This is a genomic window from Sinomicrobium endophyticum, assembly GCF_052983315.1.
Window position 1 is genome coordinate 519,062 of sequence record NZ_JBRKIS010000025.1, and the last position, 26,635, is coordinate 545,696.

General features: G+C 40.3%; 23 protein-coding genes. 14 read left to right on the top strand and 9 right to left on the bottom strand.

The features are described 5' to 3' along the window. Window positions 1-21 precede the first annotated feature (21 nt). From ACVBDU_RS10720 to ACVBDU_RS10745, 6 genes are all read left to right on the top strand, one after another. Entirely contained in the window at window positions 22-1,284 is a 1,263-nt protein-coding gene (locus ACVBDU_RS10720) for a lipopolysaccharide biosynthesis protein (protein ID WP_447179743.1), read from the top strand. Between the two features lie 60 nt (window positions 1,285-1,344). Continuing rightward, window positions 1,345-2,451, top strand: coding sequence for a non-hydrolyzing UDP-N-acetylglucosamine 2-epimerase (wecB, locus tag ACVBDU_RS10725; protein WP_447179744.1), 1,107 nt, complete (start codon window positions 1,345-1,347; stop codon window positions 2,449-2,451). Then, a complete protein-coding gene (locus ACVBDU_RS10730; RefSeq protein ID WP_447179745.1) occupies window positions 2,423-3,568 on the top strand; it encodes a glycosyltransferase in 1,146 nt (381 codons plus the stop codon). Before wecB ends, ACVBDU_RS10730 begins: the two co-directional genes overlap by 29 nt. Window positions 3,569-4,220: 652 nt before the next feature. Next, window positions 4,221-4,694 (top strand): hypothetical protein, encoded by a 474-nt coding sequence (locus ACVBDU_RS10735; RefSeq protein ID WP_447179746.1) that lies wholly within the window; start codon window positions 4,221-4,223, stop codon window positions 4,692-4,694. A 10-nt stretch (window positions 4,695-4,704) separates the two neighbouring features. Continuing rightward, window positions 4,705-5,877, top strand: coding sequence for an O-antigen ligase family protein (locus tag ACVBDU_RS10740; RefSeq protein ID WP_447179747.1), 1,173 nt, complete (start codon window positions 4,705-4,707; stop codon window positions 5,875-5,877). Window positions 5,878-5,885: 8 nt separating this feature from the next. Continuing rightward, window positions 5,886-6,590 (top strand): WecB/TagA/CpsF family glycosyltransferase, encoded by a 705-nt coding sequence (locus ACVBDU_RS10745; protein ID WP_447179748.1) that lies wholly within the window; start codon window positions 5,886-5,888, stop codon window positions 6,588-6,590. A gap of 580 nt (window positions 6,591-7,170) precedes the next feature. Here the strand turns inward: ACVBDU_RS10745 and ACVBDU_RS10750 are convergent. Beyond that, window positions 7,171-8,373 (bottom strand): hypothetical protein, encoded by a 1,203-nt coding sequence (locus ACVBDU_RS10750; RefSeq protein WP_447179749.1) that lies wholly within the window; start codon window positions 8,371-8,373, stop codon window positions 7,171-7,173. 294 nt (window positions 8,374-8,667) lie between these two features. Between ACVBDU_RS10750 and pdxR the strand changes: the two genes are divergently transcribed. Together pdxR and ACVBDU_RS10760 are read left to right on the top strand one after the other, a co-directional pair. Next, window positions 8,668-10,065: a MocR-like pyridoxine biosynthesis transcription factor PdxR gene (gene pdxR / locus ACVBDU_RS10755; protein WP_447179750.1), complete on the top strand. Its 1,398-nt coding sequence runs from the start codon at window positions 8,668-8,670 to the stop codon at window positions 10,063-10,065. Between the two features lie 128 nt (window positions 10,066-10,193). Next, the gene (locus tag ACVBDU_RS10760) at window positions 10,194-10,388 is read left to right on the top strand and encodes a hypothetical protein (protein ID WP_447179751.1); all 195 of its coding nucleotides are present in this window, start codon (window positions 10,194-10,196) and stop codon (window positions 10,386-10,388) included. A 301-nt stretch (window positions 10,389-10,689) separates the two neighbouring features. Here the strand turns inward: ACVBDU_RS10760 and ACVBDU_RS10765 are convergent, their stop codons facing one another. From ACVBDU_RS10765 to hutH, 4 genes are all read right to left on the bottom strand, one after another. After that, entirely contained in the window at window positions 10,690-10,998 is a 309-nt protein-coding gene (locus ACVBDU_RS10765) for an arginase family protein (RefSeq protein ID WP_447179752.1), read from the bottom strand. Between the two features lie 243 nt (window positions 10,999-11,241). Continuing rightward, window positions 11,242-13,257 carry a urocanate hydratase gene (hutU, locus tag ACVBDU_RS10770; protein ID WP_447179753.1) on the bottom strand — a complete coding sequence of 672 codons (2,016 nt, stop codon included), beginning with the start codon at window positions 13,255-13,257 and terminating at the stop codon, window positions 11,242-11,244. Window positions 13,258-13,268: 11 nt separating this feature from the next. Beyond that, window positions 13,269-14,492, bottom strand: coding sequence for an imidazolonepropionase (gene hutI / locus ACVBDU_RS10775; RefSeq protein ID WP_447179754.1), 1,224 nt, complete (start codon window positions 14,490-14,492; stop codon window positions 13,269-13,271). Between the two features lies 1 nt (window position 14,493). Then, complete coding sequence (gene hutH / locus ACVBDU_RS10780) at window positions 14,494-16,071, bottom strand: histidine ammonia-lyase (RefSeq protein ID WP_447179755.1); 1,578 nt, start codon at window positions 16,069-16,071, stop codon at window positions 14,494-14,496. Between the two features lie 78 nt (window positions 16,072-16,149). Here hutH and ACVBDU_RS10785 point away from each other — a divergent pair, with 78 nt between their 5' ends. The 3 genes from ACVBDU_RS10785 to ACVBDU_RS10795 all read left to right on the top strand — a co-directional run bounded on the left by ACVBDU_RS10785 (window position 16,150) and on the right by ACVBDU_RS10795 (window position 18,471). After that, window positions 16,150-17,037: a LysR family transcriptional regulator gene (locus ACVBDU_RS10785; RefSeq protein ID WP_447179756.1), complete on the top strand. Its 888-nt coding sequence runs from the start codon at window positions 16,150-16,152 to the stop codon at window positions 17,035-17,037. A 425-nt stretch (window positions 17,038-17,462) separates the two neighbouring features. Further along, the gene (locus tag ACVBDU_RS10790) at window positions 17,463-17,924 is read left to right on the top strand and encodes a helix-turn-helix domain-containing protein (protein WP_447179757.1); all 462 of its coding nucleotides are present in this window, start codon (window positions 17,463-17,465) and stop codon (window positions 17,922-17,924) included. Then, on the top strand, window positions 17,908-18,471 hold the full coding sequence (locus tag ACVBDU_RS10795; RefSeq protein ID WP_447179758.1) for a PIN domain-containing protein: 564 nt from the start codon (window positions 17,908-17,910) through the stop codon (window positions 18,469-18,471). The genes ACVBDU_RS10790 and ACVBDU_RS10795 overlap by 17 nt, the downstream gene beginning before the upstream one ends. 292 nt (window positions 18,472-18,763) lie before the next feature. Here the strand turns inward: ACVBDU_RS10795 and ACVBDU_RS10800 are convergent, their stop codons facing one another. Next, complete coding sequence (locus ACVBDU_RS10800) at window positions 18,764-20,086, bottom strand: ATP-binding protein (RefSeq protein WP_447179759.1); 1,323 nt, start codon at window positions 20,084-20,086, stop codon at window positions 18,764-18,766. Between the two features lie 473 nt (window positions 20,087-20,559). Here ACVBDU_RS10800 and ACVBDU_RS10805 point away from each other — a divergent pair, with 473 nt between their 5' ends. Beyond that, window positions 20,560-21,522 (top strand): Fic family protein, encoded by a 963-nt coding sequence (locus ACVBDU_RS10805; RefSeq protein ID WP_447179760.1) that lies wholly within the window; start codon window positions 20,560-20,562, stop codon window positions 21,520-21,522. A gap of 184 nt (window positions 21,523-21,706) precedes the next feature. Here the strand turns inward: ACVBDU_RS10805 and ACVBDU_RS10810 are convergent, their stop codons facing one another. Together ACVBDU_RS10810 and ACVBDU_RS10815 are read right to left on the bottom strand one after the other, a co-directional pair. Beyond that, window positions 21,707-23,560: a MutS-related protein gene (locus ACVBDU_RS10810; RefSeq protein WP_447179761.1), complete on the bottom strand. Its 1,854-nt coding sequence runs from the start codon at window positions 23,558-23,560 to the stop codon at window positions 21,707-21,709. 290 nt (window positions 23,561-23,850) lie between these two features. Further along, window positions 23,851-24,339 (bottom strand): hypothetical protein, encoded by a 489-nt coding sequence (locus tag ACVBDU_RS10815; RefSeq protein WP_447179762.1) that lies wholly within the window; start codon window positions 24,337-24,339, stop codon window positions 23,851-23,853. Between the two features lie 441 nt (window positions 24,340-24,780). On the opposite strand from ACVBDU_RS10815, the gene ACVBDU_RS10820 reads away from it, so the two are divergent. Continuing rightward, window positions 24,781-25,221, top strand: a complete 441-nt coding sequence (locus ACVBDU_RS10820) for a 3D domain-containing protein (RefSeq protein ID WP_447179763.1) — start codon at window positions 24,781-24,783, stop codon at window positions 25,219-25,221. A 171-nt stretch (window positions 25,222-25,392) separates the two neighbouring features. Here ACVBDU_RS10820 and ACVBDU_RS10825 read toward each other — a convergent pair whose 3' ends face one another. Beyond that, entirely contained in the window at window positions 25,393-26,139 is a 747-nt protein-coding gene (locus tag ACVBDU_RS10825) for an SDR family oxidoreductase (protein ID WP_447179764.1), read from the bottom strand. A gap of 109 nt (window positions 26,140-26,248) precedes the next feature. Between ACVBDU_RS10825 and ACVBDU_RS10830 the strand changes: the two genes are divergently transcribed. After that, on the top strand, window positions 26,249-26,605 hold the full coding sequence (locus ACVBDU_RS10830; protein WP_447179765.1) for a winged helix-turn-helix transcriptional regulator: 357 nt from the start codon (window positions 26,249-26,251) through the stop codon (window positions 26,603-26,605). Window positions 26,606-26,635 lie beyond the last annotated feature (30 nt).

The following is a 26,635-nucleotide window of genomic DNA, read 5'->3' on the forward strand; positions in this document are numbered from 1 at the left end:
TTTAAGAAAATTAAAGAATTATTGGGTAAATCAGAGTTTACAAAGAATGTTATTACTCTGGTTTCAGGGACTACATTTGCCCAAATTATCCCGTTTGTTATAGCACCTGTTTTATCAAGGATTTATACACCTCAGGATTTTGGGCTTTTAGCAATTTACATGGCGATTGTACAGACTTTAGTTACAGTATCTACGGCGAGATATGAAATGGCTATAATGTTACCGGACAAGGATAAAGAAATTGTATACACTACATTGTTATCAATGATTATCTCTGTTATTTTTTCAACAATGGTATTGATATGTGTAATTTTCTTTAGCGAAAGTATAGCAACCTTATTAGGAGATGAAAAAATTAGATTCTGGTTGTTTCTCGTACCTTTAAGTGTTCTGTTGATAAGTATTTATAACTGTCTGAATTATTATAGTTTAAAAAAAAAGGAGTTTAAAACGGTAGCAATTTCTAAAATCTATAAATCCACTGGAGAGGTTACTTTGCAAACGGGATTAAGTGTTTTAAAAAATTTTAATGGAGGATTGATATTAGGATATATAATTTCGCATATTGCAGGGAACGTGAGAATGCTTCGGTTGTTTTTTAAGGAAAAACATTGCATCAAAGAATTTAAATATGCTGATTTTATGTTTTTTTTAAAGAGATTTAAGATTTTTCCCAAGCACAGTTTGCCCAGTATTCTATTCAATACAGTATCATTACAAATACCTGTGCTGTTCATTTCTAAAAACTTTAGTGTAGTTGAAACGGGGTTTTATTCCTTTTCTTATAAATATATAACAGCTCCTATGAATTTGATTGGTACAGCAGTTGGACAAGTATTTTTTCAACAACTTGCAGAGAAAAAGGATAATTTTAAAGAAGCGGAAAAAACTTTTATCAAAACTCTTATTAAGCTTTTTATAGTTGGTTTGATTGTTTTTGTCCCGATGTTCTTTTTTATAGTCCCGTTGTTTAAGTTTTTTTTTGGTGAAAACTGGACAATAGCCGGAAAGTATGGGAAAATTATTCTTCCATTGATATTTACTCGATTTGTTGTCAGTCCTTTAACACTAAGTAATGTTGTTTATGAAAAGGAAAAAGTTACTTTGGTTAACAATTCTATCTTGTTCGGACTAACCGTATTGTCAATTCTTGTTACGGTGTTTTTAAATCTGAAAATTGAACAATTTCTGCATATCACAACGTATTTATTAATATTTGGTTATATTTTCTTTTTGAGATCGCTATGGGATGTACTAAAAAGGGAAGGTAAAGGGTCGGGATAGGAAACCCTTATATATTTTTTAAGGCAAAAAAATAAAAAGTTTAGTATAAATATATTTCAGATGAAAATATTGACTGTTTTAGGTGCAAGGCCGCAATTTATAAAGGCAGCTACAATATCCAGAGTTATTAAAGAACGCTCTGATATTACAGAAATAATTGTTCATACGGGACAACATTTCGACGCAAATATGTCGGATGTTTTTTTTGAAGAAATGAACATTCCTAAACCGGACTATCATTTGGGTATTGGTGGAGGAAGTCACGGCTATCAAACGGGCCAGATGTTAATTAAGATTGAAGAGGTATTGTTACAAGAAAAACCCGATTGGGTTTTAGTTTACGGTGATACTAATTCTACTTTGGCGGGAGCATTGGCGGCTTCCAAGCTCCACATACCTCTGGCCCATGTAGAGGCGGGTTTAAGGTCATTTAATAAGAAAATGCCGGAAGAACAGAACCGAATACTTACCGACCATCTGGCAGATGTTTTGTTCACACCAACTGCAGATGCCATCAGGAATCTGGAAAAAGAGGGAATATCAGATTTAAAAATTAAAATGGTGGGAGATGTAATGTATGATGCAGCCCTGTATTACGGCGCGATTTCCGATGAGAGAGGAACTGTTGTACAACAGGAGAGATTGGAGGGAAAAGAATATGTTTTATGTACAATACACAGGGCCGAAAACACGGATGACGATGATAGGTTGACAGAGATATTTGATAACCTGGAGGCTTTGTCAAAAGAACAAAAGGTGGTGCTTCCCTTACATCCCCGAACAAAAGAGGCTTTGAAAAGGATAAATTTTAATTTCGGGAAAACAAATATACAATTTATTGATCCTGTGGGATATATTGATATGGTTGAACTGGAAAAATGTGCCGGGTTAATTATTACAGATTCAGGAGGGGTACAAAAAGAGGCTTACTTTCATAAAGTGCCATGTATAACTTTACGAAATGAAACGGAATGGGTGGAGCTCGTAGAAAAAGGATATAATGAGTTGGTACGGGATTTGGGTAAATTAAAGGAAATAGCTGGTAAAAAAATGGGTTATCAGATTGTGCAGAATGAAGCGTTGTACGGGAAAGGAGACGCAGCGAACGAAATAATAGAAACCTTAATTCGGATTTATAGTGAAAGTAGCTTATTTACTTCCAATTAACATAGAAAAATATGGAGGTATTTTAAACAAGGTTGAATCTCAGGTCAGTGCATGGTTAAAACAGGGGGCTCAGGTAAAAATATTCCTGATAACACCTAATAAAGGATATTCCATTCACGATACGACCCTCAAAAACTTTTATGAAAAAAACATCATTGAAATATATTACGTAAGAGAAATTGGACCTATCCCGGTCGATTTTCTAAAAGATTGGTTAAGGATGAAATCTGTCTTTACGAAGGTGCTTGATGATTTAAAAAAGTTTCAACCGGATATAGTTTACACAAGAAATACCCATTATCAGCCTTTCTACAGAAAGGTTGGAAAGGAAAATAATCTTATTGTAGAAGTCAATACTGATATGTATTCGGAGTATAGGGTGCAATCTTCTCAAAACTTCAGGTACTTTTTGAGATATGTTTATTTTTTATTCACTAATAATCTGGCGATGAATGAAGTTTCGGGCATTGCTTCTGTTACTTATGAGATAGCGAAGAGATACAAAAAACTCCCGGTTGAGGTTTTTCCTAATTCAATAAACATAAGTAAATATGAGGAATGTAGGGCTGAAGAAAAGGAACAGAGAATTTTATTTATCGGTTCACCTGGAATGCCTTGGCATGGTGTAGATATTCTTATTGATCTTGCAGCAAAAATGCCGGAAGTGCAGTTTGATATTATCGGTATTTCAGAAACGGAATTTTCTTCCGGTTTTTCAGATAATGTCAATTTTTACGGATACCTGAAAAAAACAGAATACCTCCCATTGTTTAAAAGGGCAACTGCGACTATTGCTTCGCTTGCATTTTATAGAAATAAGATGGAAGAAGCCTGCCCCCTGAAAGTGAGGGAGTATATGGCCTGCTGTAAGCCGGTAATCCTTCCGTATAAAGATACCGCCTTTGAACGGAAAGGTTATCCCGAATGGGTTCTCAGGCTCGAAAACAAGGAGTCGGGTATACTGGAGGCGGTAGAAAAAGTAAGAGCATTTTTAGTGAAATGTCAGGATTTTACAATCACACATGACGATGTAAAGGAATATATAGATGTAGATTATATCGAAAAGGAAAGAATGTCATTCTTTAAAGCAATAATGAAAGAAGGGAATGTTGAGTAAAGGATTGTTTATAACACTTTATATCGTAGTAGGCTGTGCATTACTCACTTTCTCCTATACGGGATTCTACAACGGTTATCTTGAAGTATTCCTGGCTTTCATGGTAATTATTCGTTCCAGGAGCATTCACGGAAGGATATTTATTCCCTTTCTTCTCTGCTTACTCTATTTATTGCTTAGCTTTTGTTATGCTGTTCTCCTCAAGGGCGCGAATGTTTTCGATTTTCTGATGATCTACAAGTTTTTTATATATGCGATTTTCTTTTCGTTCTTAATAAATAAGCGCTTTTTAACGGTTAAGCAATTCTTATGGTTTTATAAGTTCCTAATCGGGGTCTTTTTTATAAAATATTTCGTTACGTTGTTTATTTTTAACAACCCCCGCCCCATCCTGTTTTACGAGAATAATTATGAATTGATGTTTCTCTCCCTGTTATTCTATATGTACTATATCATAGAAAAGAAAGTAGGATTTATACATCAATTTCTCCTTTCTGCGATTTTTTTAATGTCCGGGTCCAAATCGGGCTTATTAATATTATTGTTCATTTTGGGGATTGTCAATTATCAAGTATTAATAAAAAGAATTTATATTATAATTCCTACTTTCATTTTGTTGATAATATCGGTTGTAGCAATATTTAAGCACAGAATGGGAGGGGCACTAGATATAGAGAAAACAGACCGGTTTAAATTTCTTATGGTATTTGTGGATGAAATCAGGGAATGGAGTATTATAAATTATTTGTTCGGCGCCGACAGAATTACAGCTTTAAGTGCCGAAGCATGTAGTAAATTAGGATATTATCAGAGTTTATTTAGTTATAGTGGCGACGGTTCGTGCTATTCGGTTATTTTCCATTCATATATTTTAAGAGCCATTTACGATCATGGAATTATTGGTTTTATACTAATATCGGTATTTGTTTATTTCGTTATTACCCTATCGGGGTTTGAGAGAAAGCAGGCACTTGTGATCGTGGGTATAGCATTGCTAAATGGCCTGTCGGTTTCGTCTTTTAATAGTGTTTATTTCGCGTTGGGCATAAGCTTTTATCTGATAATTGACCGAAGTGGACAAAGGGATTTAGAAGAGGAAGAAGCACAGCTGGAGATTTCCGGTTAAATATAAAAAAATGGGAAATATTACAAAACACGACATTTATGGCTTTTCACTATCTATGTTTCTTTTTAGCCTGAGCTTTGCCCCCGACTGGAGCAGTAAAGCGTTAATTTTCCTTGTTATAGTCTTTATACTTAATTTAAAACCCAACAGGAAGCAGCTTTCCGAAGACAATGTTTTAAAGGTACTGACAGCATTGACAGTATATGCAGTACTCAATATGTTATTTTTATCCGGAACATTTAGTGCTTCAATATTCAAACTGACGGGTTTATGTTTAATTTTTTGTTTGATGATCTCTCAATCTGATTTCAAAGCGATAAATATTAATAAGGCTTTCCTCGCGTTTGTGTTGGGGGTTTTTGTTGTTGGAACGATAAATTTAATAGCTTTTGGAGTGGAGATGGTGAATAATGGCTATTCAGGATTTTTTAATACTTGGCAGACCTTTTCCATTATAGATATCGATAAAATTTATTATGCCGTATACATTAATATGGCATACTTGATAACGGTTGATTGTTTTAGCAAAAAAATCATTGGTCTTAATACTTATATTCTTGTGACTTCTCTATCAGTGATATTGTTTCTTTATACTGGGGCTGTTAGTGGAATACTTGTCTTTATTTTATTAAATGTTCTTTTGGCAGCAAAAAAAGTATGGAAAAAAGGATACACAACCTTGGTCTTTTTTACTTTTCTTACACCACTTATTCTAATGATAGGTCTATCTTTTAAGCCAGTACAAGATGTCTTTCAGAAAATAGATGGAGAAGGATCGAGAATGAGAAATTATAATATCAACAAAGAGATTGTTATTCAGATGCCATTTTTCGGTCACGGGATCGGAAAAGAAATGGAAACAATGCAAAATGCAAGAAAAAGTACTTCCTGGGAATATCAAAATAAATATAATGCCCATAATCAATACTTTCAATATCTGATTGGAGGAGGGATTGTTCTTTTATCCGGAATCATATCTTTGTTATTTATTTTGCTCTATCGCCCCATCAATAAGGAAGCAAAGTTGCTTACTATAGGTTTCTGTTTGATATTGTTGTATATCTTTATTATTGAGTCATTCCTTGAAAGACATCATGGACTTATGTTTTTTGCATTTTTCTTTAATGCATTACTATTTCTGAATAGAGATAAATTAGCAGATAGTAGACCGCAAACGTTATAAATGCAAATATGTCTGGAATAGAAGTGCTTAAGAATAGTGTTAAGGAAAGGAATCATAATACTGATAGACTCATAATATTTATAAACCTCTACAGTTATCTGTTTTACAGAAAAAATATTCACTTATTCCGAAGGTTTGATAATTTGTATATTGATGGCATTGGATTGATCTATATGTTAAAGTTGACAGGAATCAAGGTAAACAGATCCAGTTTCGATATGACTTCCCTGGCCCCGATTGTTTTCAATGAATGCATTACAAAGAACAAGAAAATCTATTTTATTGGCTCCACGGAAGAAGCAATCCAGCAGTTTATTAAAGTAATAGAAGGTGCCTTCCCCGGATTAAATATCATTGGATACAGAAACGGTTATTTCACAGATAAGACAGAAAGAGAAAATAGTTTAAAACATATAACTAAACTCAATCCCGATGTTGTGGTAGTAGGTATGGGGACACCTCATCAGGAGCAATTTCTTATTGACTTGAAAAATACCGGATGGAAAGGCACAGGATATACTTGTGGAGGTTTTATTCACCAGACGGCTAAAGGAATTAATTACTACCCCGATTTTTATAATAAATATAATTTACGCTGGTTATACCGGATGATAGACGAACCTAAACTTATAAAAAGATATTTAATCCTGTATCCTAAAGCAATATTGCTTTTTTTGTATGATATTATAAGCTATAAATTGAAGGCTATCTAACCCTTTTTCTTCTTCTTCCAACTCACTAATTTCAAACCTATAAAAACCCAAAAATCTAATCTTTTCAACCTCGTTTAGTTGGAGTAAACTTTTTAATTCTCTCACCGATTATACTCCCACCACCGGCGGCTTTCCATTGCCGTAGAAATAATGGAATAGTTGACTTGGCTTAAGGGCGAGGGATTTAGTGGATACATCGAGCAAACCTGACTCTTGTCCAGGGGGCAACATCCCTGGCACGGGGGTCAGTATCGACGAAATATCCACGTTTCCGCAGGGCTCAAACGAGGACCAGTTGGAGGAGCCTTCTACTCGACTGGGCGTTCGTTTGATTTGATAAAGATGGGCCTTGATCACAACACAGAAGTTAAAATTGAAGGCCTGGACGGCGTTTATGTAGTGAAAAACAAGACGAACAAACGTAGGAAGAAAAAAATAGGCATCTATATGGGGCAGGACGTAAAAGCCGCCCGCCGGAGTTGCAAACTTCGGAGAACAGGGGAAGGCCCGGAATAACGGATGACCAAGATCCCCGCTTTTGTGGCCTGTTCATTAATTTGCTGACATATATATACTTTCTTTACTCCATTTTATACGAAACATTAATCCAGTTCCATTCCCATGTTTTCCCGTTGTCTTCGGAAAAGGCCTGGCTCCATACGGGGTGATGCCTGTCGCGCATATCCCAGCGGAATACCATAACGATATCTCTTCCATTGAAAGTATCTTTCCCGAAAAAATGTCCGATATCATTGTTAAACGAACCGACAACCGGCGGGTCCAGTACACCGGAATTGCTTGCTACCCAATACAAACTCCACAGTTTTGTTTCGGGGTTGAATAACCGTAACGTAAACCCTTCAAAAGGTTCGCCATCAAAGGTTGCCCTATACAAATCTGTATTGCCGATGCCCTGTAATATGGTCCCATAGTTGATATCAACAGATTCCAGGTAAATCCATTCGTTATTGTTGCTCAACCTGGACTTAAGTTTTTTGTGGTACATCTTCCACTTGCCTGTCAGCACATCGAAGTCGTCGTGAGAAGATGTTTCGGATGCTTTAATGATAAGTTCTCCGTTTTTATCAAACGAAAGATCGGGAATAGGGATTTTTGTGTCAAATGTCAGCAGTTTTTCCCGGAGCTCTTTTTCATTTTCAACCACTCGGTCTTCGTACATGTACCAGTTCCATTCCCATGTTTTTCCGTTGTCTTCGGAAAAGGCCTGGCTCCAGATGGCTTTATCCGGATCAGTTTTGTCCCACCTTGCCATAACGATAACAGGTTTGCCATTAAAAGTGTCCCGGGCATAAAAAGTGCCGATGTTACCTTCAAAAGACCCTACGACAGGATTATCTTTATCAAGTACACCATTTTTGCTGCTTGCCCAGTAAATACTCCAGAGTTTTGTTTTCGGATTAAAGAGGGTAAGGCCTATGCCTTCGTATGCTTTACCATCAATAACGGAACGATTGTTATTGGTATGGCCGATCCCGTTCAATATCTTTTTGTCTTTGTTGGTCCCATCGTATTCAATCCATTCCGTGCTGTTGTTCAGTCGTGTTTTGAGTTTTTTGTTATGGATTTTCCAATTACCTTCAAAAAAGTCAAAATCATGTTGAGAAGAAGTTTCAGAGGGTGTGATTCTTAATGTGCCATCTGTGTCGATGGTGGCATTAACCAGGCCCTCTTTTGTTATTATAGATTGTGCAGGGGCATGTATAAAAATACCGGGTAGAATTAATAAAAATACGATTGCGATATGTGTATTACAGTGTTTCATTTATTTTTTATTTTAAAGGGATATATCGATTAAAAAGAACTGTTTTACCATCTAAAAACCAGAGAGGCCCCATATGTGTACGGTTATATGACCACGGGACCCTTGTCATGGGATTTAAGACCACTGTTGAGGTATATCTTGTTTTTCGTAATAAAAATATTATTATATTCGACTATCTTAGTGGTACACTTTTTACATTGTAACTGGGCCAGATCAAGGACCTGAAAATGGCTGTATATGTTTCCATGGAAATCGATATTAAAGTTTAGCAGGGAATCAACTAAACCGATCTACTTGCAGCTAACAGATGCCATAATTAAATCGATTCATGACGGACATCTTTTCCCCGGACAAAAATTGCCCGGGGCCAGGGTGCTTGGAAATTTATTGAGTTTAAACCGTAAAACGGTTACCGCTGCTATTGAAGAACTATCCAGCCAGGGATGGGTGGAAAGTTATGAATACAAAGGCACTTTCGTATCCAATAATTTGCCCAAATTAAAATATAAACCATTGCAACATACGGATTTCGGGGAAGTGACAGGGGAAACGGACCATAAAGTCAATAAGCTGCCCTTCCTTGAATCTTTATACCTGGATTACAACACTTTTCGCCTGATTGACGATGGCGTTCCCGATGTAAGGTTATCGCCGTTGCATACGCTGTACGGATATCATCGGTCTATTCTTTCCAAAAATGCTTTTAGTGCGTTGTTGAAATACAATCATATTGAGGGAGATCTTGATCTGAGAATGACCCTAAAATCGTACCTGCATACTACGAGGGGAATAGTGACCAATCATCAGAACATTTTTATAACGAGGGGGAGCCAGATGGCGATCTATATCACAATAACTGTGCTTTTAAAAAAAGGGGATTATTGCATTACAAGTTTACCAGGTTATCAGATAGTTGACAATATTATTAATCATTCGGGGGCTAAGGTAGTCCATGTGCCGGTAGATAGCGAAGGTATCGATGTGGACGAAGTGGCCGAGGTTTGTAAAAAGAAAAAAGTCAAATTGCTGTACATCACCCCCCATCATCATTATCCGACAACGGTCAGGCTGTCTCCCAAACGCCGTATCGAATTGTTACAACTGGCCATAAAACATGATTTTTACATATTGGAAGATGATTATGACTATGATTTGCATTACGACAATAGCCCGCTATTGCCCCTGGCAAGTTTAAGTAAGGACGGACGTGTGATCTATATAGGTTCTTTTAGTAAATGTCTCTCCCCATCCGTACGTGTGGGTTATTTTGTTGCACCTAAAGAGATCATGGAAGCCGCTAATAAACTGCGAAGGATCATTGACAGGCAGGGCGACCCCTTATTGGAAAGAGCGGTAAGCCAATTTATAAAGTCCGGGGATTTGAACCGGCATTTAAAAAAAACAGTCAGGATATATAAGCATCGCAGGGATTATTTTTGTTCTTTGCTGCAAAATAATCTTTCAGGGCACTTGAGTTTCATAAAACCTGAAGGAGGAATGTCGGTCTGGGTAACTTTCAAAAAAAAAGAGGTATTAAAAACCTTGCCTGATAAACTTTTAAAACAAGGTTATTTACTTGAAACCGATAATATTTTTATCGAAAGATTCAATGGGGTGAGGATTGGATTTGCTTCACTGAACAATGTGGAAATGGACAAATTTATTGAGACTGTAAAGCATATTTTGTCTTAACCCGCTTCTGCGAAGATTTGTAACTTCACAGTCCCACCCTTCAATAAAAAAATCAAAACTGCTACTCCAAGGTGTATCTCAATTTCTTACAGGCCTTACTTCAAGGGTCGCTGCTAAAGATCAGGTCAATGAAAAAGCTTCCCGTCATTGGCATCTTTTCGGATACCGAGACAGAGGTAATTGAAATCGATGTTTTCCTTTTGGCAGTCCCGGGCAACCCCGCTGGTGCTCGTTTGAGCAAAGCGGAAACGAGTGCCTATCGTTCAGGGCGTTTGCAACGCCCGGGAAAGGACTTGTTAAGATGGAGGAAAGAAATAGAGTAAAACCAGCTTCGCAGTGCTGGTGTTATAGTTGTGGCGTTGGGGGGAGGGGAAACGGGAAGCATGAAGGATGGAGCACGAAGCAGGAAGTGGGGGTGTTGGGTATTCAATGTATTGTGTTTTTTGTGAATAGTTGTTTTTGAAAATGGTTAACTTATTGAGTAAAACATACCCCGCTCAACGAAGTGTTCCGGGCTCTGCATTCTATGTTAAAAACCCGCTCTCCCCACTGTCGCTCGTTTAACGGGGGGCTATTTTATCCGGCATCCCGATGATTATCGGGAGTAATGTCCTTTCATGCGCGTTACAAACGCGTTATACAATGGGTCCTCGTTTCCGCTTTGCTCAAACGAGGACCAGTTGAATCGGTATTTTTCCGAAGGTCAAAATGCGCATCAAAATTGATGATACCGATGGTTTGGCCCTCTTTTTTTGCATCCGAATATCTTTTGATCCCGAGGTAGTGGCCGTAGGCCATATCGTGTCCGCCACCCGAAACAATGGGGAACTGTTTGTTTACCAAAAGGGTTGCAACCGTTTCGGCAAGTGCTTTCTGTGCGGCTTCTATGTCACCATTTTGGCAAGTAATCGATCCTGCATCGTGTAACAGCACATCACTGGCCAGATGGTTGGGCTATTGCCAAAACTGCTTTTAATGGCATCTGGCCTGACCCGGCCCTGGTTTCTCCGCACCCCTTCGTCGCAGGCGTAGCCCAACAGGGTGATGGATTTTTTTTGGGCGGGGGGAATTTCCGCCAAAGGTGTGCAGCGTACCTTTTCATGGAGGTACACCCCCTGGTTGGAGGTTCTGCCGGTCCATAGGTGTTGATTTGGGGCTTCGTACGGTTTTATGGCATTAAAAAAGATCGTTCAAAATACCGGGTTCAACCATATTGGGCAACGTTACTCTTAAATCCGGAGTCCGTTTCATTTCCCGTTGAATGGCAAACAACGCTTCCTTGTTCCGTGCCCAGCTTCTTCGCGAAATACCGTTGTTCACATCGAAGAACAACATCTTTTTCAATCGGTCGGAAGCCTCTGCGGAACCATCCAGTACCAATCCGAAACCACCGTTGATCACTTCTCCCCATCCTACACCGCCACCATTGTGTATGGATACCCATGTGGCACCCCTGAAACTGTCACCGATAACATTGTGGATAGCCATATCGGCAGTGAACTTGCTGCCATCGTATATATTGCTGGTTTCCCGAAAAGGGGAATCGGTGCCGCCCACATCATGGTGGTCCCTGCCCATGACCACGGGAGCACTGATTTCCCCTCGGGCAATGGCAGTGTTGAAGGCATCGGCGATCTTGCTCCTTCCCTCGGTATCGGCATAGAGGATACGGGCCTGTGACCCTACCACCAATTTGTTCTGTTCCGCTTCGGATATCCATTTGATGTTGTCCTGCATCTGTTGCCGGATCTCCTCCGGGGCTTCGGCCTTGATGCTTTTCATGACCTCAAGGGCAATGGCATCGGTTTTTTGAAGATCTTGCGGATTCCCCGAAGTACATACCCAACGGAAGGGTCCGAAACCGTAATCGAAACACATGGGTCCCAAAATATCCTGTACATAGGAAGGATATTTGAAATCGATTTGGTTCTCGGCCATTACATCGCCACCGGCACGGGAAACTTCCAATAAAAAGGCATTGCCATAATCAAAAAAATAGGTGCCTTTTGCGGTGTGTTTGTTGATGGCGCTGATATGTCTTCTGAGAGATTCCTGCACCTTTTCCTTGAAAGCTTCCGGATTTTTCACCATCAGGGTATTGGATTCTTCAAAAGAAAGGCCAGCGGGATAATACCCGCCTGCCCACGGATTGTGTAAAGAGGTTTGGTCGGATCCCAAATGGACAAAGATGTCCTCCTCATAAAAACGTTCCCAAACATCCACCACATTGCCAATGTAGGCCAGAGAGACTGTTTTTTGGTTTGCAATGGCTTCTTTTACCCTTACGGTCAATAACTGGATATCTGCCAAAAGTTCATCTACCCAGCCCTGTTCATGCCTTTTTCTGGCCGCTTCCGGATTCACTTCGGCGCATACGGTGATACACCCGGCAATGTTTCCCGCTTTGGGTTGGGCACCGCTCATTCCGCCAAGTCCGGCAGTCAGGAATACTTTCCCTTCGGGCGATTTATCTTTACCCAACACCTTTCGGAAGGCGTTCATTACGGTAATGGCCGTTCCATGCACAATCCCTTGCGGGCCAATGTACATATAGGAACCTGCCGTCATTTGCCCGTATTGCGTGACGCCTAACGCATTGAATTTTTCCCAGTCATCAGGCTTGGAATAGTTGGGAACCATCATCCCATTGGTGACTACGACCCTTGGCGCTTCTTCGGACGATGGAAAAAGGCCCATCGGATGGCCCGAGTACATATGCAGGGTCTGCTCCCCGGTCATTTCCGCGAGATATTTCATGGTGAGCAGGTACTGCGCCCAGTTTTGAAAAACAGCCCCATTGCCTCCGTAAGTGATTAATTCTTCGGGATGTTGTGCCACGGCGGGGTCAAGGTTGTTCTGGATCATGAGCATGATGGCCGCGGCCTGTTGTGTTTTGGCCGGGTAGTCCGAAATGGCACGTGCATATATATCATAATCCGGTTTGAACCGGTGCATATAAATCCTTCCACAGGTTTTCAATTCTTCGGCAAACTCCAAAGCGAGTTCTTTGTGCCAGGCTTCGGGAAAATAGCGCAATGCATTTTGTACGGCCAGTTTTTTCTCTTCCCTGGAAAGAATATCCTTCCGTTTGGGAGCGGGATTGCCATTTTTTGGATATGGTTTTCCAGGCGGAAGTTCCTTTGGAATTCCTTGAAGGATTTGTTTTTGAAAATCAGTCAATGTATCGGTCATGATTAATCGTTTTAATGGGTGGGGCCTCCTTTTTTCCAGACCTCACGAGGTTTTAGTTGCCCTTGGTTATAGGGGATTTCCTGGTAATTTTCCGTTGGGAAAACCACAAAATCGGCCCAGGTGCCGGATTCCAGTTTTCCCCGATCAGATAATCGCAATGCGGCAGCTGCCCTAAAAGTAATACCTGCCAGTACCTCGGTATTGGACAGTTTTTCAAAAGTACCCAAAATACTGGCCTGGGTCAACAGGTCGCCCATAGGGGCAGACCCGGGGTTGTGGTCACTGGCAATGGCCAAAGCCCCACCTGCATCCAGAATTTTTCGGGCAGGGGTATAGGCGCACCCCAAACCTATGGATGCTCCTGGCAATGCGGTAGCGATGGTATTGCTTTTTGCTAGCAGTTGGATTTCTTTTTCGGTGCTGGCTTCCAAATGGTCGGCGCTCACGGCGCCGAATTCAACTGCCACCTGGCTCCCTCCGGGGGTAAATTGGTCCGCATGAACGGTAATATCGAACCCCATTTCCCTGGCTTTTCGGAAATACAGTTTGATTTCCCCGGGCGAAAAAGCACTCTCTTCAACAAAAGCATCGACACGATGGGCCAGGTTTTCCATTTTTATGATGGGAAACAAGGAAGCGATGATCTCATCCAAATATTTTGTATCCCGGTTCCAATCCTTGGGTTTTATGTGGGCCGCCAAACAGGTCGGAACCAGGGATGCGTTGATGGTTTCATTGGCCAGTTTGATGGCACGGAGCATTTTTAGCTCTTCCTCCACCGAAAGACCGTAGCCACTTTTCACTTCAATGGTGGTGACACCGTTTTTGAGATGTTTTTCACTTCTGGATATAATTCCTTTCACCAAATCTTCCTGTGAAGCTTTTCGGGTCCGGGTCACGGTATCCCAGATACCTCCCCCGGCCCTGGCAATCTCCAGGTAGGTTTTCCCGGCATTTCTGAGGGCGTAATCCCTGGCGCGGCTCCCTGCAAAGCAGATGTGGGTATGGGAATCCACAAAGCCCGGTAAGCAAACATTTTTGCCTTCTATATGGTGAATATCCGAACCGGTGGATTTTAAATCGTCAAATGCCCCGACTTTCAGGATTTTTCCTCCGGAAACCAAAATGCCCCCGTTTTCAATAATGGGCAATTGTTCATCTTTCAAGGCACCTTTTAATGGCAGGCCTGTCATCGGGAGCAATTGGGTAAATGGTCCTATTAAAAGTGGTTTCATGCTAGTATGTTTCAAATGCCGAAAGATGTGGCGTGTTCCAGTGAAGGTTTTTTTCCTTCATGACTTCGTCCACCAAACGGATGATTTCGTTGTTTTGGATGATCTCGATCCCTTTTTCGATATCGTCTGAAAAAACACGGTCATTTTCCGCAAAAGAGACCCTGGTGCGTATGAATTTATGGATTTCATCCAGCAGAATACCCGATTTTAAGGGTTTTCGGTATTCAAAAGCCTGTGCGGCGGTGAGCAATTCAATGGCTAATATTTTTTCGACATTTTCAATGATCTGCAGTGCTTTTCTGCCGCTGATAGATCCCATGCTCACATGGTCTTCCTGTCCCAGGGATGTGGGGATGCTGTCGGCGCTGGCGGGAAAACAAAGACTCTTGTTCTCACTGGCCAAAGCAGCCGTAGTGTATTGTAAAATCATGTAGCCGGAATTGATCCCGGTATCTTTCATCAACAATTTGGGTACACCGGGACTGTTGCCTTCAAGGGAGAGGTAGATTCTTCGATCGGAAATGTTGCCCAGTTCGGAAGCGGCAAGAGCAGCATAATCCAAAGCCATGGCCAAGGGCTGTCCATGGAAATTTCCACCGCTGATGGTCAGTTCATCATCTAGGATGACAGGGTTGTCCGTTACCGAGTTGAGTTCGATTTCCAGTAGTTCCTTCAAATGGAGCCAGGCATTTCTGGAGGCTCCGTGTACCTGGGGAATACAACGAAGGGAGTAGGGGTCCTGCACCCGTTCGCAATCGATATGGTCTTCCAGGATTTCGGAACCTTGGAGCAGGGTACGGATCCTGCCCGCTACATGTTGGTTGCCTTTAAAGGGGCGGAGTTGGTGCAGTTCTGCAAAAAAGGGCTTCATGGAGCCCTGTAGCCCCTCGATCATCATGGCTCCGATAATATCGGCATGCTTTAGGCAATGCTGTAGTTTTTCCACGACCAGGATACCATGGGCCGCGATAAATTGTGTGCCGTTGATCAGGGCAAGTCCTTCTTTAGGACCCAGTTCCAGGGGTTCCAATCCGGATTTTTGGAAAAGTTCCCGGGTGGAAATAGTCTTTCCCTGGTATTCCACTTTACCCAACCCGATCAGGGGAAGGAACAAATGGGAAAGCGGGGCCAGATCTCCCGAAGCACCCACTGAACCCTGACTGGGCACTACGGGGATGGCATCATTCTGCAAATGCCAGAGCATACGCTGCAATGTGCTTTCGGCAATACCGGAATATCCTTTGGCCAGGGCATGGATTTTCAGGACCATCATCAGTTTGGCCAATTGCCTGGAAATGGGGCTGCCCACCCCAACACTATGGCTTTGCAAAATGTTGGATTGAAGGATCCTGGTGTCTTCTTTGGATATTTTGGTATTGCACAAAGGACCAAAGCCTGTATTGATGCCATAGACCGTGTTTCCCTTTTCCACAATCCGTTGCACCCTTTGTTGACTGGTATTGACTTTTTTCAGGCACTCGTCGGAAAGAATGCCCTTAGCGGATCCATTGGCAATGTCCAGCGCGATCCGGGCGGTCAAATGGTGTTCGCCAAAATGAAAGGTATACGGTGTTGACATAATCAAAATCTATTTGTCACAAAATTACCATTTAGGTTTAATAATCGCCAATACTTATATTTGTAATATTTAGTAACTATGAATTATCAAATTGAACTCCGTCACTTTATCTATTTTCTGGCCGTTGCCGAAGAACTCCATTTTCGGAAAGCTGCAGAAAAGCTCTTTATTTCGCAACCCGGGCTGAGTACGCAGATCAGGCAGATGGAAGAAATTCTGGGGACCCAACTTTTTGTGCGGGACAAAAAGAAAGTGCGCCTTACCCCGGCCGGGGAATTTTTAAAAAAGGAAGTGGAATTCATCCTGAACCACCTGGAACAGACCAAAAAACAACTGAAACTGATCGGCAACGGCCATTTGGGCGAGGTCCGGATCGGGTTTTTGGGCTCTGCCATGCAAAATGTGGTTCCGGAATTGCTACTGGGCTTAAAGGAAAAATATCCTTTGGTACATACGACTTTGGAAGAACTTTCCAACCAGGCACAGATTCATGCGATTATGGCAGATCGTCTGGACATTGGTTTTGTGCGGTTGTCCCGGGTGCCGAAAGGACTTCAGGTAAGGCCGGTTTTTGAAGATACATTTTCCCTGGTACTGCCAGCGGATCATCCTTTGGACGGGGTTAATTTTAGGAATATCAACCAAGTGGCAAAGGAGGATTTTATTTTGTTCGCACAAGATTATAGCCCCGCTTACTATGATACGGTGCTGAGCATTTGTGAGGATGCCGGTTTTGCTCCTAATGTTTCGCATAAATCCGTTCATGCACAGACTATTTTTAAATTGGTGGAGAACAAATTGGGCATTGCCATTGTGCCCACCACCCTGCAACACGGTTTTCAAATGAAGGTGAAGTTTATCGAGATGGCGAACATAGAACAGCGGGCCGTGCTCTCCATGGTCTGGAAGGCGGGCAATCGCAATCCTGCGTTGCAAAACTGTATGGATTTGCTACTCACATTATGACAACAACTTTTTCGGGGATAACTGTGGGATTCAACATAAAGGATAAGAAAAAATGTCCTGTCACTTCTGTCGGGGCGGTCTGGCTGTGGATAAAGGCAGACAGGGATACCTCCTCTCTGGGGTGTATTTCAATTTCTCATAAGTCTTATTTCATTTATCGCTGCAAAGACCTGGTCAATGAAAAAGCTTTAAACGAGTTACAAAAATGCGGTTCAACGTTATGTAGCACCGCTTTTGAAAATTTCTCTGAAAGAAGCGCAACATATTGGGTGGTCATTAATGTGCAATAGGCTGCGAATTCAGAGGCATTCGTAGAGTTCGTTAAAACGAGGACCGGAGGGGATATTTTTAATTAACATTAGTTTACGACGCTGTTTCGTTTATTTCGTTTATTTTTGTAATATGGAAAGCAATTCACAATAATTATGGAACCAATTAAGAAAATAAACAGACCTTCAAAGGACGAACAAAAGTTAGCAATAGAGTCCTATCAGGCTTTAGCATCCGTTATAGAGCAATTAAAATCTGAAAATCCAGAGATTGAAATCGAAGAGACCCAAGAAAGAATTAAGATTCCATTGAGTGCACTAAAGCTTTTGGGTGAAATTTTAAAAGCTATGAGTCAAGGAAAACCATTTTCTCTTGTCCCGGTCGCCACCGAGGTAACGACTCAAAAAGCTGCTGAAATTTTAGGATGTTCAAGGCCTCATTTAGTTAAATTACTTGAGGACGGAGAGATTGAGTACACTAAACTCGGAAAACATAGGAGAGTCCGGTTTGAAGATGTAATGAAATATAAAAGAGCAATGAAAAAGAGTCAGAAGCAACACATTATTGATATTATGAAGTCTGACGAAGAATTAGGGTTGTATGATTCACAGCATTAGATTCATATGTGTTCTGGATACTAACGTTATTTATCCAATAGAGATAAGAGATTTGCTTTTTTGGTTTGCATATTATGATATGTATACTCCTAAATGGAGTGAGCATATTTTTGATGAATGGAAAGATGTTATGAAGCGTAAAGGTGTAAGTGAGGAAGAAGCTTCAAAAAGAGTAAAAAAAGCAAATTTGGCTTTTCCCGATGCTTTAGTAACAAATTATACGGGATTGATACATAATTTAAGTCTACCAGATGCGAAAGACTGCCATGTCTTGGCTGCTGCCATAAAGACTAATGCAAATGTAATAGTCACCAATAACACTAAAGATTTTCCCGGAGATTATTTAGCCTCTTTTGGTTTAGTTGCTAAAACAGCGGATGATTTTTTGACTGATATTATTGATTTAAATACGGACCAAGCCGTAAAAGCATTCAAGCAATTAGTTTTAAATAGAAGGAATCCGGATTTAAGTGAATTTGAAGTTCTTGATATTTTAAGAAAGCAAGGACTTAAAGACACAGCTGATTTTCTACACTCACAGCTTTAATTATAAAGCACTACCTAATTTATCTTTTTTTAGTTATTGTTTGGACATGCCGAAAATTCTTTTTTGACAGTGAGGTCCTTTTTATGATAGGCTCCTCGTTTGCGTTTCACTCAAATGAAAAATCAGTTGGGAGCGCAACATATTGGGTTGTCATTATATATCATTCATCTTTCGGATATGAGATTTTATAAACATGACAGAGCCTTATAAAAAACAAAAAATCCGACTAATAGCCGCCGGGGTCTTGTATAATATGTGCAATTACCGGCCAATTCGGCCAATTACCGGCCAATTATCCAAGTCCGTATTTTGTTCCCCTTCCTTTACTGCCAGATTGTTTGAGAATACCTTTTTCTACCAGTGACTGAAGATCCTCTGTAGCTGTGGTCTTCCCCACATTATTTATTTGCTGATAGACAGAATTATTAATACTTCCTTCCTTTTTTACATATTCTACGGCTCTTATTTGTCTTTCATTTAACCCTAATTGCCTTAGGTAATCCTCCGAAAAAATGTTCTTCAGAAAAGTGACTTGTATCCCTCCGGCAGTTTCTTCGATTGTAGGTTCCGGGAGCCCCGCTTCACGACAGGTATCCATTATCATAGAAATACCTCTTCCCCATGTTTCGATGTATCCTGCTTTAAAAAAAATCTCTGCAATTGTCTTGTTACGCGGGTGGGAGGGGTGCTTCCCTTTTAACATTTCAATATTCAACTCATCCGGTAATAGGCCGGCGTTCCATAGTATCAATTTATCGTCGTATACACTGAGTTGAATGGTTGAGCCTTTATAATCTTTGTGGACTATTGCATTTAGGATAGCTTCCCGAAGAGCCGGTTCGGGATATTCCAATTCTTCGATACGTTGCATACCTTCATATCGAATAGGAGACACCAGATACTTACTTTGGAGTATTTCCATAACCTTGTCTGCCATTTCTATCAGGCTTCCTTCTATAACGTCCTGAAATTTAAGGTCGGCATCCGATTGGCCAAATCGCCCAATTTTAAAATAAGCGGAAGTAAAATACTTTTTTGGGTCTTTTCCAAACAGCAACAGAGCAGCATTCTTCAATTTGCCATTATTGTCAAGAAGATGTAAATTATTTAGAAGTGTTTCAGGATCTTCTTCAGCTGCATCTGGTGCAAGCCGCTTATTTCTCATGGCCCTTCTGATGAAAAATGCTATGGCTCTTTCGTCAATATCCTTCAAAGTAGCTGATTCAACCGGAATATCGTCCCATGTTTTCCCGGTGCGTTTCAGGATAAATTCATTTAAGGCAGCACCTTTCAGTTCCTGCAAGGTGCTTCCGGTACGGACATAGTATTTACCCCGGAGAGAAATAGGTACATCATATCGGGAGATAATAATCTCAATGTAATAGCTGCCATCTTCATCAAGCAAATTTACTTCGGCAAATACCCCGAGGACATCCCTGAATTTATTGGGGAGCTGTTCCAGTAATTCACGGTGGTTGTCTATACCCGCTACCTTTCCATTATCATCGATACCGATATACAACTTTCCGCCGTTAGCATTGGCAAAACCACATATCCACTTCAGGTATTCGTCCCTCCAGGCGAGTTTGTATTCCGTGTTTTGGGATTCGGGCATGTTTTATTGTGCTTTAAACATTAAGTTGTCCAAATATAACTTTTACGCCCTTATGTGCCAATTTCTTTTTTGAATGCACTTATAGTCGAAGCAAAATCCCGTTTCAGTGGAGTAATGCCTTTTTATGGCGTGTTACACCTGTGCTGAGTTTAACGAAGTAAACGCACGATACAATGGGCTCTCGTTTCCGGCAGGCTCAAACGAGGGCCGGTTGAGATAAACTTAACGTTACAAAAAATAAGGCTAATGCTCCGGAACATAGTGTTGGATGTTCCCTCATAGCGCGGCTTGATGCCTTGGCCTGTTATTGACCTGTAGTAGACTGCGAAGTCCGAGACACTCGGAGCAGGGGTGCCACCCCGGAAAGGGGCACTCGCAGCGCCAAGAAATATGTAATAGTGCAGAATTTTCTCCTGGTTTATATCTAAATGATAACTTATAATTTATCTTTGATACTATCAAATGATACTATCATGTCAAAACCACCCTATCAAATAACACCTGCAATCTTAAGATTAGTAGCGGCTATTTCAGAAAAACTGGGCGAAATCAATGCGGCACATCTGTATAAACCTCCTACGGCATTGCGCAAAAAGAGTCGTATTCAAACCATTCAATCCTCGTTACAGATAGAAGGCAATACCCTCACAGAAGAACAGATTACCGCATTATTGAACCATAAACGTGTAATCGCCCCTAAAAAGGATTTGCTTGAGGTGCAGAATGCTATTAAAGTGTATGAAAAACTGCATGAATTTAATCCGAATAAACTACAGGACCTGGAGCTGGCACACGGTATTTTGATGAAAGGACTGGTGGACACCCCGGGGAAACTACGAACCAAAAATGTAGGCATTGTTAAAGGATCAGAACTAAAACATATGGCTCCCGGCGGGGATATGGTAAGGGGTTTAATGAATGACCTTATGGTATATTTAAAGGAGGATGAGGATTTACTGCTCATAAAAAGCTGTGTCTTTCATTATGAGTTTGAATACATACACCCGTTTCTTGATGGAAATGGCAGAATGGGTAGGTTATGGCAAACCCTGATATTAATGCAACAATACCCTGTGTTTGAGTTTCTTCCGGTAGAATTGCTCATTAAAGAAAACCAGGCAGCTTATTATAAAGTACTGGGGCATTCGGATAAAATAGGGAATTCTACGCCCTTTATTGAGTTTATGCTAAACATGCTCCAACAGGCCCTGGAACATCTTCTCCAGTCACAAAACAGGACACTTACTACCGAAGATAGAATAGAGCTATTTAAAACAAAGACCGGTAAAGAGACATTTAGTCGTAAAGATTACCTGAACCATTTTAAGGCGATCAGCCCGGCCACAGCAAGCAGAGATCTGAAATGGGCTGTTGATGCGCAAATTTTAAAAAAGAGCGGGGATAAAAGTTTAACGAAGTATGGTTACTTGTCATAGGCGCCCCCATTGGGGCTCGTTTTTAACGAGTGTCCATTTTACCCGGCATCCCGATGATTATCGGGAGTAATGCCATTTTGTGCGCGTTACACCTGTGCTGAGTTTATTGAAGTAAACGCACGATACAATGGGCCCTCGTTTCCGGCAGGCTCAAACAAGGGCCAGTTGGAGTTGTCAGCTGTATTTATTCATTCTGTTCCTCTAAAATATTTGATAAAATTTTAATTCCACTGTTTTTCATCAACTCACTTGCGTTAAAGTCATGGCAAATCTCCGGATGAAGCTTATAGCTGAAAATCATCGAATTATCTCTAATTTCACTATTGAAACTATAATTTGTAACTAATTTTTGATCCCCTGATAGTTTTGCAAGTTTAATATCGTGTGTCGCAATAATCCCTGAGGTTTTGAGCTTACTTATTTGACGAATCAATGAAAAACCTCCCCTATGTCTATCTTCTGAATTTGTACCTTTGAACATCTCGTCCAAAAGAAAAAATACATTGTGACTCCTTTCTATCAGTTTCAGCATTTTTTCTATTCTACGTAATTCTGCATAAAAGGAAGAAATCCCATTTCTTAAATTATCCTGGGTACGCATACTTGTAAATACGTTCAGGTTAGCAACCTGCCCATATTTCGCACAACAAGGTGCCCCAGCTAAGGCTAATACAAGGTTTACGCCAACGGTTCTTAAAAAAGTGCTTTTCCCTCCCATATTAGAGCCTGTAATCATAATAACATTACCTTGTCCTTCGGAGTGAAAGTTATTACATACCCGGTTCTCCGCATTTATTAAGGGATGCCCCAACGCCTCAAAATGTACGTAGTTGTTCTTTTCCGTAATTTCCGGAAAAGTATAAGATGGGTTTGAATAACAAAATCCTGCGAAACTATTAATTACTTCAAATTCACTGACTACTTCAGCCCATGATTTTAAAAATGCTTTATTCTTTGATTTCCATTTTTCTGTCGCGATAATCAAGTGAATGTCCAATAGCAGGAAAATATTTAATAGAACATACATGTAATTTCCACCTATTGGAACCTTTTTTATAGGTCTTTGATGTGAAAATTCCAATATTTTGGATATCCTGTTAATTTCATTGGATGCGGAGTATTTGCCTTTTAAAAGTATGGATTGTAACTCGCATAGTTTTTTTGACTTGAAACGCTCATTTTCAATTTTATCGATCAGTGTGCGATAACCTCTTAAAGTATTTATATTATTTGTTGAGGTTTCCACAATATCTTCCGCCAGGGGTTTTACTTTTCTTAAAATGACAGTATTGATAAGCAAAACAAAAAACATGAGGAAGAAATAAGTAATTGCCTTTTGATTCCCCAGATTAGCATAAAAAAAGTAAGAACCAAGCAGAAAGAGAACGGGAAAGGTTATGGCAACAGCTACATATGTAAGTCGGTTTTTTAGTAAAACGGCAGGCTTTTCTACCCAATCTATCAATTTAAAATAATCACTTTTTTTATTTTGGAAGTGCATGCCTGATGCCTGAAAATCTTGGCTCCACTGTAATTTTTGAGCTAATTCTTTTATGGTCTTTTGTCTATTATATATTTCATTATCAGATGCCGGTTCAGACAACCATTCCGATAAGCGTATCATACCGGACTCCGTAGTTGTTCTGTTAACCAATTGAAAAACGGAATGCTGCCCGAAAATATCCAGATCGGATGTATATGGGTGATTTTGATTTATAAACTTATGCCCGGTATCAAAATCTTCCAGATTACATTGTTCTCTTAGAATTTCGAATTCATTTATTCTTTTCAGGAATGATGTATGTTTTATTGAGTAGGCTATTTTGTTATAATATTTTAAAATGAGATTAAAACCAATGATTAAAATGGGTAAAACAATGAATGCGGGAGTATTTAAATGGAAACTAAACAAGGTTACAAGAATGGCAATTGAAATTACAAAAACAAGTAGCCTGAGTAATGCTATTCTGTTTAAGACCTTCTTTAACCTAAGGGTTTCAATAGTGTACTTTTTTATATTTTCCTGGTAAACGTTCATTAACTATTTTTTCAATTAGCTGAAGTATACAGCGCGTGCTGACCTCGTACGGCGTCATGCACATAAAACACATAAATATACACAATTCCTCTTTGTAATTGCAAAACCACCCACTGCCTGTTAGTTTCTAATCCCCTCAACCAGCTTCACTTTCACCACCACAGTCTCACTCCATGGTCTGCCATTTTCTTTAAGGACTGTAATGATTTTTAATCTTAAACGTACTGCCGTGGTTTGGAGCTATGGTCCAAAAGAAAAACCGCTTAAAGCGGCTTATTTCGATCTGTTTTTTATTTAGTAGGTTTAAAGTATTCCAGCTTCAAATTTTCAGTCCTTTTTACGTCACAACCATAAACAAAAATACGATAAGCAGTATTGTCTGGTCCGTAATATGGTATTTTGTCTTCAAAATATTCAATTCCGATTGCTATTAGTTTGGATTTTAATTCTTCTGATTTCTTTTCCTCGAATAAAAAACCAATACAATGTGATTTCGCCCATTTGTCGTTCTTTATCTGGTTGCAGGCAAATTCTACAATTTCCTGTTCTGTTTTGAATGTTTTCTTAATGTCTTTTTGACCTCTTTCTGTGAAATACCAGTTGAAGAGCCCTCCAATTTGCTCAATTCCAAATCCTTCATATATAAAATTTCCATTTATAGCATAACCATTGAAGTTATAGCAATTGTTTTTCATCCACACCTCCAGCTCATTTCTCGTCTTAGGTTTGTTTTCTAAGTTTTTCATTTCCATAATTTCTTCAATTCCTAAGTTCTGCAAACCTTTATTTATGTCCCCACTGGCGCTCGTTTGTAATGGGTGTCTGTTTTATCCAGGATTCCGATGATTATCGGGAGTAATGCCCTTTCGTGCGCGTTACACCTGTGCTGAGTTTATCGAAGTAAACGCATTATACAAGGAAATCAGCCGAGGGATCTGAAATGGGCTGTTGATGCGCAAATTTAAAAAAGAGCGGGGATAAAAGTTTAACGAAGTATGGTTACTTGTCATAGGCACTTTTTTAGCGTTCTCTTCAAATAGTATTCTTATCCGTGCACCGGGTGAATAGGGTGTGTTATCGGCGTATTTATGGTCATTGACATAACCAAAGGCTGTGAAGTCAGAGACATTTGCCTGCAACACTTCGTAGAATTGGGAAAACCTTTACCGAATTCTTGACGGAAAAGGAAAATAAACGAAACAGGAAGCCGTTAAAAATACATGCGTACAACTGTGAAACCTCTTTATAAAAAATACCGCTCAAAATTTTTATCACGCTCAGTTGTTTTTGGAATCGCACTTGTCCTTTCCGGTTTCACGAACAACAAGGCTTCCCAACAAAGCATTACCCTGGAGGTTACGGCCATGGCCTATAATTCTGTTAAGAGCCAAACCAAAAGAGGAGCCCCTGCGTTAACCGCCTGGGGAGATAAGTTAAAGCCGGGGATGAAGTCGATTGCTGTTTCCCGTGATTTGATAAAAATGGGCCTTGACCACAACACAGAAGTTAAAATTGAAGGCCTGGATGGCGTTTATGTAGTGAAAGACAAGATGCACAAACGCTGGAAGAAAAAAATAGACATCTATATGGGGCAGGACGTAAAAGCCGCCCGCCAATGGGGAAGGCGAAAAGTGACCATCACCTTTACCCCTAACCATTAAGAGAAGGGTTGCCAGGGAGGGGATGTGATGCCCGGCTGCGTTGCAAACTCCGCAGGGCAGGGGATTTTCGTTCGCCCGTTTTGTTTGTCGGTTAAATACTGTCGTCTGAAAAGCAAAAGCCACAGATAATTTGTGTCTGTGGTTTTTGTCTAAACAATCATCGTTGCTAAGTTATTTCAGTGCGTAGCCGATATAACCACCGTCCACCAATAGTTCTGTGCCTGTAATAAAACTTGCGTTGTCGGAAGTCAGGAACAACACCGCTTTTGCAATTTCATCAGGATTTCCCATTCTTTGCAAAGCCGTAGTTGTAGCAAATTGTTTTTTAACTTCATCATCAGGAACGGCTTTGTCAAAACCTTCGGTTTGTGTTGGTCCGGGACTTACGATGTTCACTCTTATTTTTCTGTCTGCCAATTCGTTTGCAGCAACGTGGGCAATTTTATTTACGGCACCTTTGGTTGCAGAATATACACTTCCATACATTTGAGATGTTGTTGCAACAGTTGATGAAGTGAACAGTACCGATGCTCCGTTTGCCAAATGTGGAATAAGTTTTTGCAATGTAAAGAAATAACCTTTTACGTTCGTATTGAATTGTGCGTCAAAGTCTGCTTCTGTTACTTGCTCAATTGATGTAAACAGGGCAATTCCTGCGTTTAGAAACAGAATGTCCACTTTGTTTCCGCTTTCTGCAACTGCTTTTTCCAAAACTGCAATTCCTGCTAAATCCGAAGTGTCTGAAACTACCGTTTTTAATTTCGGGCTGTTGATTTTTGCCGCTGCTTTCTGCAGATTTCCGGCACTTCTGCCTGTTATCCAAACGCTTGCTCCTGTGTGGATAAATGCTTTTGCGGTTGCAAATCCAATTCCTGTGCTACCACCTGTAATGACTACATTTTTGTGTGTAAAATCCATTTTTGAAAATTTCTTTTTTGTTTAGGGGCACAAAGGTAATCGCCGAAAGTTATTTTTAGTAACTTTGTTTCTTAAAATAACAGTAACATCGGTGTAACAAAGTAACATTATGAAGTGTCAGACAAATGATTTCGGGCGGGAACACAAGAAAGAAATGAGAGCCGTCCAGGATGCAATGGATGTGCTGAGCGGAAAATGGAAAATATCCATTATTTCGTCTATTTGCTTTTACAACAAAAGGCGATTTTCGGATATTTTAAATGATGTGGTCGGAATTTCCAACAGAATGTTGAGCAAAGAACTAAAAGAACTTGAAATAAACAAGTTGATAAAACGAACCGTTTTAGATACGCAACCTGTAACTGTTCAGTATCAGCTTACGGAACACGGTCTAACGCTAAAAACCATAATCGACAACCTTACGGAATGGGGGATTGCACATCGAAAAAAGATCATCGAAAAATAGTTGTTGCCGGTAAGTCTGAACGGCTGTCTG

Excerpts from the sequence above, each read along its gene's own strand:
- wecB (WP_447179744.1), top strand. The coding sequence starts at position 1,345 with ATGAAAATATTGACTGTTTTAGGTGCAAGGCCGCAATTTATAAAGGCA.
- ACVBDU_RS10735 (WP_447179746.1), top strand. The coding sequence starts at position 4,221 with ATGGGAGGGGCACTAGATATAGAGAAAACAGACCGGTTTAAATTTCTT.
- ACVBDU_RS10740 (WP_447179747.1), top strand. The coding sequence starts at position 4,705 with ATGGGAAATATTACAAAACACGACATTTATGGCTTTTCACTATCTATG.
- ACVBDU_RS10745 (WP_447179748.1), top strand. The coding sequence starts at position 5,886 with ATGTCTGGAATAGAAGTGCTTAAGAATAGTGTTAAGGAAAGGAATCAT.
- ACVBDU_RS10750 (WP_447179749.1), bottom strand. The coding sequence starts at position 8,373 with ATGAAACACTGTAATACACATATCGCAATCGTATTTTTATTAATTCTA.
- ACVBDU_RS10760 (WP_447179751.1), top strand. The coding sequence starts at position 10,194 with ATGAAAAAGCTTCCCGTCATTGGCATCTTTTCGGATACCGAGACAGAG.
- hutU (WP_447179753.1), bottom strand. The coding sequence starts at position 13,257 with ATGACCGATACATTGACTGATTTTCAAAAACAAATCCTTCAAGGAATT.
- hutI (WP_447179754.1), bottom strand. The coding sequence starts at position 14,492 with ATGAAACCACTTTTAATAGGACCATTTACCCAATTGCTCCCGATGACA.
- hutH (WP_447179755.1), bottom strand. The coding sequence starts at position 16,071 with ATGTCAACACCGTATACCTTTCATTTTGGCGAACACCATTTGACCGCC.
- ACVBDU_RS10785 (WP_447179756.1), top strand. The coding sequence starts at position 16,150 with ATGAATTATCAAATTGAACTCCGTCACTTTATCTATTTTCTGGCCGTT.
- ACVBDU_RS10790 (WP_447179757.1), top strand. The coding sequence starts at position 17,463 with ATGGAACCAATTAAGAAAATAAACAGACCTTCAAAGGACGAACAAAAG.
- ACVBDU_RS10795 (WP_447179758.1), top strand. The coding sequence starts at position 17,908 with ATGATTCACAGCATTAGATTCATATGTGTTCTGGATACTAACGTTATT.
- ACVBDU_RS10800 (WP_447179759.1), bottom strand. The coding sequence starts at position 20,086 with ATGCCCGAATCCCAAAACACGGAATACAAACTCGCCTGGAGGGACGAA.
- ACVBDU_RS10805 (WP_447179760.1), top strand. The coding sequence starts at position 20,560 with ATGTCAAAACCACCCTATCAAATAACACCTGCAATCTTAAGATTAGTA.
- ACVBDU_RS10810 (WP_447179761.1), bottom strand. The coding sequence starts at position 23,560 with ATGAACGTTTACCAGGAAAATATAAAAAAGTACACTATTGAAACCCTT.
- ACVBDU_RS10820 (WP_447179763.1), top strand. The coding sequence starts at position 24,781 with ATGCGTACAACTGTGAAACCTCTTTATAAAAAATACCGCTCAAAATTT.
- ACVBDU_RS10825 (WP_447179764.1), bottom strand. The coding sequence starts at position 26,139 with ATGGATTTTACACACAAAAATGTAGTCATTACAGGTGGTAGCACAGGA.
- ACVBDU_RS10830 (WP_447179765.1), top strand. The coding sequence starts at position 26,249 with ATGAAGTGTCAGACAAATGATTTCGGGCGGGAACACAAGAAAGAAATG.